The organism is Acutalibacter sp., assembly GCF_056800975.1.
Window position 1 is genome coordinate 1 of record NZ_JBQISV010000112.1, and the last position, 6,182, is coordinate 6,182.

A 6,182-nucleotide genomic window follows, 5' to 3' on the forward strand; every position below is an offset into this window, starting at 1 on the left:
CTGCTGAACCTTGCGGAATTGCAGAGACAGGAATGGTCTGCGTGGCTGCGGTTTTGCGCCTTGTCAAAATGATGCTCAAAAATTCTGACACAAATTCTGGCAGTGCTGGTTCTAAGAATTGACTTTTTCCGGCAGGGCGGGTATACTAAAAATAATAGCGATAAGAAGGGTACGGCCCCCGCAGTGCCCACATCATTTTATGACAGCAGAGGAGGCAAAGTATGGAGGAGCTTACTTCGTTGGGGTTGGGTAAGACGATGGAGAAGAAGCTTCGCTCGGTTGGCATCCATTCTGCTGAGGCGCTGGCTGAAATAGGAAGCAAACAAGCGGTTTTTCGGCTCAAAGAGAAATACCCGGGCACTTGCGTTGTCATTCTCTACTATTTGGAGGCTGCTATTCGTGGAGTTGAGATCAAGCAGCTGGAGGAGAGCTGTAAAGCGGAGCTAAGGGCATATTTCAACCAGCTGTAATCCCTGGCCCGCCCTTTTGCGGCCAGAAGGCCGTATGGAAACAATACAGCAAAAACGATACTGCAAATATAGAACGGAGGTCTGTCTGTGTCTCCCATCACCATTGCCAACATCGCCTTTGGCGGCGGCAGAACGAGGATTTGTGTTCCCCTGACCGCTGGCTCTCTCCCCGAGCTGGGGGAGGAGCTGAAAGCCGCTGCCGCCCTTCCTGCCGACCTTTATGAGTGGCGGGCCGATCATTTTCTCGGGGACTGGTCCCCGGCTCTTGCTCTGCTGAGGGAACAGGCAGGCCGTCCCGTGCTGGCCACTCTGCGCACCAAAGGCCAGGGCGGGGAGTGGGAAGGAAGCCCGGAGGCCTATGAGGAGGCTGTGCTGAGGCTGGTGGGCTCTGGGGCCCCGGCGATGGTGGATGTAGAGCTGGTCTGGGGAGAGGAACGGGCCCGGCGGCTGATAGAAGCAGCCCACGCCTGGGGCATGGGGGCAGTGGCCTCTCATCACGACTTTGCCGCCACCCCCAGCCAGGAGGACATGCTGGCCCTGCTGACCCGGATGAAGGCCCTGGGAGCGGACCTGCCCAAGCTGGCGGTTATGCCCCGCTGCCCTCAGGAGGTGCTGGCTCTGCTGCATGTCACCTGGCAGGCGGCGGAACAGCTGGGGCCGGTGGTCACTATGAGCATGGGCCCCCTGGGGCGGCTGAGCCGGGTAAGCGGCGGGCTGACCGGCTCCTGCCTGAGCTTTGCGGCAGGGCTGCGGCCCTCGGCGCCGGGACAGATTGGGGCGGCAGAGCTGCGGCGCATTCTGGATGCCCTGGAGGGAGAGGCCTGACCGCGCCTTTGCGTTGTGCGCCCACAGGCTTTTTTGTCTGCTGTGCCCCTAACATTTGAGGGACGGGAAGATTACATACGAGTAAAGAAGCTGCGCAAGCATTCCCATAGTCAACGGACAGGGTCGAGAGACCGTCTTTTGATATAGTGACCGCTGAGTCTGGCAAAAGGAGAGCACCTATGAAAAATGATATTGATTCCATCCTGAATTCCATGTTTCGGGACGGCAGGCTGAATATGAGAAGCCCCCGGGCAAACAGCGCTCCCCGGGACAGCGGAGGGAGCCCGGAGGGGCCTCTCAGCCCGGCGGCCAGAGAGGCGGAAAAGGCATTGGAGTCTGTGCAGTCCGCCCAGCTGGACATGGCGGAGTCTTTGCAGAAAAGCATTGAGCGCATGACCCAGGAGGCCCGGGCGGATATGGAGGACCTGGAGCTTCACCTGAAAAACGACGGCATCGAGGCCCGCCCTGCCAATAATGGGGGCAGCGCTCAGGACCTGGACCAGGCCTTTGAGGTGGCCCGGCAGGAGACGCTTGCCCAGGTGCTGGGGCAGGAGGACTTTGTCAACCGGCTGATTCTGACCTTCAAGCGGCCCTTTGTGGCGGGCTCCTCGGACGACGCGCCCCTGAGCCGGGCCGCTCTGCTGGGCCGGCCGGGCACAGGCCGGCGCAGCGCGGTAAAGGCCATCACCGCCTCTCTGGGGCGGCAGGGGGTGCTGAAGACCCCAAAGGTGATGGAACTGGACCTGGCGGCGTACCATGCCCCGGGCTCGGAAAAGCTGTTTGTGCAGGACCTGTATGCGGCGTTGAAGTCCGGGGCCTCGGCGCTGGTGTTCTCCCGGTATGAGGACTGCCACCCCTCTGTGCTGCCTATGGTGACGGCTTTGTTTTCTACAGGCAGCGTGCCTCTGCCGGGGCGGTATGCCGAGCAGAAGGGCCTGCTGATAGAAGTGGGCACGGCTCTGGCGCCGGGGGCGGTGTCCAGGCTGCCGGCGGGAGGCCGGTATCTGTTTTTGCTGGGGGACAGCGAGGCCCGGCTGATGGGGGCCTTGGGCAGCGTTTTCGTGGGAGGGCTGGAGGACCGGCTCTCTACCGGGGAATTTACCCCCGACAGCCTGGCGCGCATTGCCGGGGCCGCGGGAAAGGAGCTGTGCCTGCGGGCGGAGAAGCAGCTGGGCTTCCGGCTGACCGTGAGCTCTGAGGCGGCAAAAGCCCTGGCGGAGGCCTACGACCGGGAGCAGGGCGCAGCGGCTATTCAGCAAGAGGCCCAGGCTCTTTACCGGGCCATGAGCGAGGAGAAGCTGCGCAGGTCCCTGCGTCCCCCGCTGACAGCGGAGCTATTAGCGCCGGAGGGGAAATTCATCATAAAATACCGGGCCGAGAATGTCTCGGGAGAGATTCTGCCCCAGTCACCCGAGAGTATGGCCGGACAGGCGGAGCTGGAACAGGTAAAGGAAGAGATGTCTCATATTGTGGGGCTTGACAGCGTTAAGGACTACATTTTGTCGTTAGAGGACAATTTCAAGATGCAGCAGCTCCGGCGGGAGCGGGGGCTCAAGGCGGAGAGCCCCTCTATGCATATGCTTTTCACCGGCAACCCGGGCACAGGCAAGACCACAGTGGCCCGGCTGACAGCCCGGTATCTGAAAGCCATTGGCGCCCTGACCGGCGGGCAGCTGGTGGAGGTGACCCGGGCCGACCTGGTGGGCCAGTATGTGGGCCACACCGCGCCCTTGACCCAGAAGGCCATTCAGTCGGCATTGGGGGGCGTGCTGTTCATTGACGAGGCCTATTCGTTGTACCGGGGCCGGGACGACAGCTTTGGGCTGGAAGCCATTGACGCGCTGGTGAAGGGCATGGAGGACCACCGGGACCGGCTGGTGGTGATTCTGGCAGGGTACAGCCGGGAGATGGAGGAGTTTTTGACAGCCAACTCGGGGCTGCGGTCCCGGTTCCCCAACCTGATTGAGTTTCCGGACTACACGGCGGAGGAGCTGCTGGACATTACCAGGAGCATTGTGGCTGGCAAGGGCTACCGGCTTGACCCGGCCTGCGACGCGCCTCTGTTGGGGTATTATGAGGCCATGCAGCTCACCGGCGACGCCAGGGTAAACGGCAACGGGCGCATGGCCCGGAACAAGGTAGAGGCGGCGGAGCTGGCCTGCGCCCGCCGGAACATGCGGGCGGCAGAGGGAGAACGGGACTTAGAGCTGTTGCTGCCTGAGGACTTTGGGTTTGAGGAAGCCAAGGGCCCAGGCGAGAGCGAACGGTGATCACAGGCCAAAGGCTGACATGATTTGTGGCCCAGGGGCTGAGACTTGGCTGAAGCTAAGTCTCAGCCCCTGGCTGATTTTCAAGGCGGAGCCTGCGGTTTCACTTTGTGGACTCGGTTGAGGCAGCCTTGAACTTAGGCGGCGCATAGTCGTGGGGGCTGCGGAAGGTTTGCAGAGCAGAGGGAGTAAGGCGGGCTTTTGTTTGCGATGTAGAATGCAAAGGGAACACCTTCTACATGCCGCTAAAAAAGCAACAGCAGACTTTCTGCCAGACGCCGCCTGAATTCAGCATTTTTTGCGTCTGCGGGGACGGATGGTCGGGGAAAATCATAGGATTGAATCAGAAAAACAAAAGAATAGTATCAGCCGGAGTGTTCCATTCTGCTGGGATGTGTGCTATAATAAAGGTTAGATTTCGTCATTTCCTATAAACCTTCTCAACAGAAAGGAGCACCAACATGAAGTTTACCAGAGGCTATTGGGTCAACAGGCCCGGCGTCACCGTGGCCGACTGCGTACAGATTCGGGAGACCCGGGTGGAGGGCAATAAGCTCTACATCTACAGCGTGCCCTATGCTCAGGATGTGCGGGGCATGGGCGGTCCTGTGCTGGAGATGTACATCAGCTCTCCCCGGCCGGACATTATCCGCACCCAGGCCTGGCACTTTATGGGCAGCGCCAAAAAGGTCCCTCAGTTTGAGCTGGACATTCAGGACTGCCCTCTGGACGTTATCGAGGACGAGGGTACCGTCACCGTAAAGAGCGGGAAGACAGAGCTGAGAATCACCAAGAGTCCTGCCAGCTTTACCTATTATTATGACGGCAAGCCCCTGACCAAGGTGGGCGACAAGTTTGGCCACAGTATGCTCAGCTACATCACCACCCCGGAGGGTCCCTTTATGCGGGCGCAGCTGGACCTGGGCATTGGAGAGAAAATCTACGGCCTGGGCGAGCGGTTCACCCCCTTTGTGAAAAACGGCCAGGTGGTGGATATCTGGCAGGAGGACGGGGGCACCTGCTCGGAGATCTCCTATAAGAACATACCCTTCTACCTGACCAACAAGGGCTACGGCGTGTTTGTCAACTCTACCGGCGAGGTGAGCTATGAGCTGTGCTCCGAGGTGGTCACCCGGGCTCAGTTCTCTGTGCCTGGCGAGGAGCTGGACTTTATGGTTATCGGCGGCGGGGATGCCAAAACCGTGCTGCAGAACTACACCAGCCTCACCGGTAAGCCCGCTTTGCCTCCGGCCTGGACCTTTGGCCTGTGGCTGTCCACCTCCTTTACCACCAACTATGATGAGGAGACAGTCAACGAGTTTGTGGGCGGCATGAAGGACCGGGATATCCCCCTGCATGTGTTCCACTTCGACTGCTACTGGATGACCGAGAACGAGTGGTGCAACTTCAAGTTTGACCCCAAAATGTTCAAAGACGCCCCGGGGCTGATCAAGCGGCTGAAGGAGAAGGGGTTGAAGATCTGCGTGTGGATCAACTCCTATATCGGCCAAAAGTCCCCCCTGTTCAAGGAGGGCATGGAGCATGGATATCTGCTCAAGCGTCCCAACGGGGATGTGTGGCAGTGGGACATGTGGCAGGCCGGCATGGGCCTGGTGGACTTTACCAACCCGGCTGCCTGGAAGTGGTATCAGGACAAGCTGCGGGAGCTGCTGGACATGGGTGTGGACTGCTTCAAGACCGACTTCGGCGAGCGCATTCCCACGGACTGTGTCTACTACGACGGCAGCGACCCGGTGCTGATGCACAACTACTATACTTATCTTTATAATAAGTGCGTGTTTGAGCTGCTGGAGGAGTATAAGGGCCACAACGAGGCCTGCCTGTTTGCCCGCAGCGCCACTGCCGGCGGGCAGAAGTTCCCGGTGCACTGGGGCGGCGACTGCTCCTCCAACTACCTGTCCATGAGCGAGAGCCTGCGGGCGGGCCTGTCTCTGTGCCTGTCCGGCTTCGCCTTCTGGAGCCACGACATCAGCGGCTTTGAAGGCACTGCTCCTGCCGATGTGTACAAGCGTTGGGCAGCGTTCGGCCTGCTGTCCACCCACTCCCGGCTCCACGGGTCCAACTCCTACCGGGTGCCCTGGCTGTTCGACGAGGAGTCGGTGGACGTGGTGCGCAAGTTCACCAAGCTGAAGTGCGCCCTGATGCCCTATCTGTACACCAAGGCCGTGGAGGCCCACCAGACCGGCGTTCCCATGATGCGGGCCATGATGCTGGAATTCCCCGAGGACATCCCCTGCGCGGATTTGGACCGGCAGTATCTGCTGGGCGAGAGCCTGCTGGTGGCCCCTGTCTTCACCAAAGAGGGAGACGTGGACTACTATCTGCCAGAGGGCCGGTGGACCAACATCCTCAACGACCAGGTGGTGGAGGGCGGCAAGTGGCTGCATGAGGTCCACGACTTCATGAGCCTGCCGCTGATGGTCCGGGAGAACACCATCCTCCCTGTGGGCGCCGACTGCACAGACGTGGAGTATGACTATGCCAAGGGCCTGACTCTGCATGTGTATGAGCTCACCGGCAAGGCCGCCTGCGATGTGGTGGACATGAAGGGGGAGAAGTTCCTCAGCGCCGCCGCGGAGAAGAAAGGGGACAAGGTCAC

General features: G+C 60.3%; 4 protein-coding genes. All 4 read left to right on the forward strand.

What is annotated here, in order from left to right; all coding sequences use genetic code 11:
* Positions 1-221: 221 nt before the first annotated feature.
* Entirely contained in the window at positions 222-470 is a 249-nt protein-coding gene (locus tag ACTO5E_RS09705; protein WP_482303267.1) for a TfoX/Sxy family DNA transformation protein, read from the forward strand.
* Between the two features lie 87 nt (positions 471-557).
* Positions 558-1,295, forward strand: coding sequence for a type I 3-dehydroquinate dehydratase (aroD, locus tag ACTO5E_RS09710; RefSeq protein WP_482303268.1), 738 nt, complete (start codon positions 558-560; stop codon positions 1,293-1,295).
* Positions 1,296-1,474: 179 nt separating this feature from the next.
* Positions 1,475-3,565, forward strand: a complete 2,091-nt coding sequence (locus tag ACTO5E_RS09715; RefSeq protein WP_482303269.1) for an AAA family ATPase — start codon at positions 1,475-1,477, stop codon at positions 3,563-3,565.
* A gap of 458 nt (positions 3,566-4,023) precedes the next feature.
* The coding region (yicI, locus tag ACTO5E_RS09720; protein WP_482303270.1) for an alpha-xylosidase at positions 4,024-6,182 on the forward strand (2,159 nt) is incomplete at its 3' end.